The 1,902-nt window shown below is 43.7% G+C and carries 3 protein-coding genes; 1 reads left to right on the forward strand and 2 read right to left on the reverse strand.

All coding sequences use genetic code 11. The annotated features are described in order from the left end of the window. Positions 1-277, forward strand: a 277-nt coding sequence (locus tag FYJ57_RS14945) for a transposase domain-containing protein (RefSeq protein ID WP_205840012.1), incomplete at its 5' end; no start/stop codon positions are given. An 89-nt stretch (positions 278-366) separates the two neighbouring features. On the opposite strand, the gene istB is transcribed toward FYJ57_RS14945, so the two are convergent. Together istB and FYJ57_RS14955 are read right to left on the reverse strand one after the other, a co-directional pair. Continuing rightward, positions 367-1,143, reverse strand: coding sequence for an IS21-like element helper ATPase IstB (gene istB / locus FYJ57_RS14950; protein WP_154433269.1), 777 nt, complete (start codon positions 1,141-1,143; stop codon positions 367-369). A 6-nt stretch (positions 1,144-1,149) separates the two neighbouring features. After that, on the reverse strand, positions 1,150-1,902 hold a 753-nt coding region (locus tag FYJ57_RS14955), incomplete at its 5' end, for a Mu transposase domain-containing protein (protein ID WP_408636496.1).

The following is a 1,902-nucleotide window of genomic DNA, read 5'->3' on the forward strand; positions in this document are numbered from 1 at the left end:
AGCAAGTGAACGCGCATTGAGGAATTTCACAATCGGTCGTAAAAACTGGGTGACCATCAATACAGTTCGCGGAGCGCAGGCGAGCGCTATTATCTACAGCATTACCGAAACAGCCCGGGCAAACAACCTGAATGTGTACTATTATATTAAACATTTGCTGACAGAGTTGCCACAGCTTATAGATAAAAACGGAAATATAGAACAATCATTGCTGGAATCACTCATGCCGTGGTCAAAGAGTTTGCCGGCTGATTGCTACAGCAAGCGCCGCAATTAAAGCGGCGCTTAAAAATATAGGCAGGCGTCGGGTTTGACGCTTACTCTGGAAATCAGATGTCCGGAAAGTGGAAATCATCTCATGCGAGTTTACTCGCGTAATGCTTTATCTAAGCCGTATACCTCTCGCATTGATCGATCATGTTCAGCATCAATGCTTGTAATGTTGATGCGATAGCTGTCATGGGCAATGCGGTCAATGATTGCATCTGCAAGAGGACTGTCATCACCGCCAAGCTGTTCATACCATTCTTCGAATTCATACTGAGAGCAGAAAATCGTAGATGATTTCTTGCGTCTGCGATGAAGAAGTTCAAAGATATCTTTCTGCTCGGTTTCTGTTGGTTTTAGAAGAAGCCATTCATCAAGAATGAGAACCAGTGGGTTAGCGTATTTAGCCATGACCTTTCGATAATTACCTTCTGTCCTTGCTATTTCCAGATCAATAAGCAGATCTGGAAGACGGACATACTTGGTATTGTAATACCGCTTACATGCCTCCATGCCAAAGGCGCACGCCATGTAAGTCTTACCACAGCCTGTAGCACCGGTAATAAACAGATTCCGGTGTTCAGATATATACTCGCAAGTTGCAAGCCGGTTAATAAGATCCTTGTTAAGCTTGCGGCCGGAAGTGTAGTTGATATCCATGATATTTGCTTCCGGCTGGTCGAATCCAGCGTTACGGATCAGTCGTTTCTGACGATTGTTTTTGCGATTGCTGTATTCGATGTCCACCAGCATACCAAAGCGGTCCTCAAATGGTACTTCATTAAATTTAGGATCCTCCAGCTGGTTGCGAAATGCATCTGCCATAGTAGTAAGGCGCATTTCAATTAATTTGTCTATTGTACTCTGATTTGTCATATGTGCTTACCTCCGATAGTAATCGGCACCTCTTGTGATGCCATGTGCTTTATGTGTGGTCTTGGATTCAGTTGTTTCTGATTCTGGTTTTACAGAACCTGTCACAAGGATGTTTTTAATACTCTTGTAACTGGGTGAGGATGTATAGGATAAAGCTTTTTTACAGGCTGCTTCAAGCAATGCATCTGAGTATTTCTCAGCAAGCTTTAGAAGTCCCATACAACTTCGGTAGGTCTGTTGTTCCACACTTTTGGAGGTCAGTATTGCATTGACCACAGTGTATGTATTTATGCCAATCCGCTCAGCCCATTTGCGGAACCGGTCACCGTTCCATTCCAGATATTTCTGGTGGTCTTCCGGCATATGTTCCGTGATAGTGCTGTACTGCCCAGGGCGTCCTTTCAGACGACGATGGGAAGCAATGCGGTTATGATTGTAGAAAATTTCAATAGTGATATCTGTTACCTTCACATCAACTTTCTTTTTGATGTATTCATAAGGAACTGAGTATAGCATTCCGTCCACAGATATGTGATAATTGAACTGGACGGTGGCTGTTTTCCAGTCACTCAGTTCAAAACGGGTAGCAGGTAATGGTGCCAGCAATGGTTTTTCTTCCTCAAGAAATAAGATTCGCCGACTACCCTCTTTCTTTTGAAAGAGCCTTTGGTTGAACAGTTCGAGCTTGTCTCTGATTGCACGATTTAATTCGGCAAGGGAGAAGAACTGTTCATCCCGAAGTGCTGCTGTTATCCAGGT

The organism is Oliverpabstia intestinalis (genome assembly GCF_009696065.1).
GTDB classification, from domain to species: domain Bacteria; phylum Bacillota; class Clostridia; order Lachnospirales; family Lachnospiraceae; genus Oliverpabstia; species Oliverpabstia intestinalis.

Coding starts and splice junctions, on each gene's coding strand:
- istB (WP_154433269.1), bottom strand. CDS start 1,143: ATGACAAATCAGAGTACAATAGACAAATTAATTGAAATGCGCCTTACT.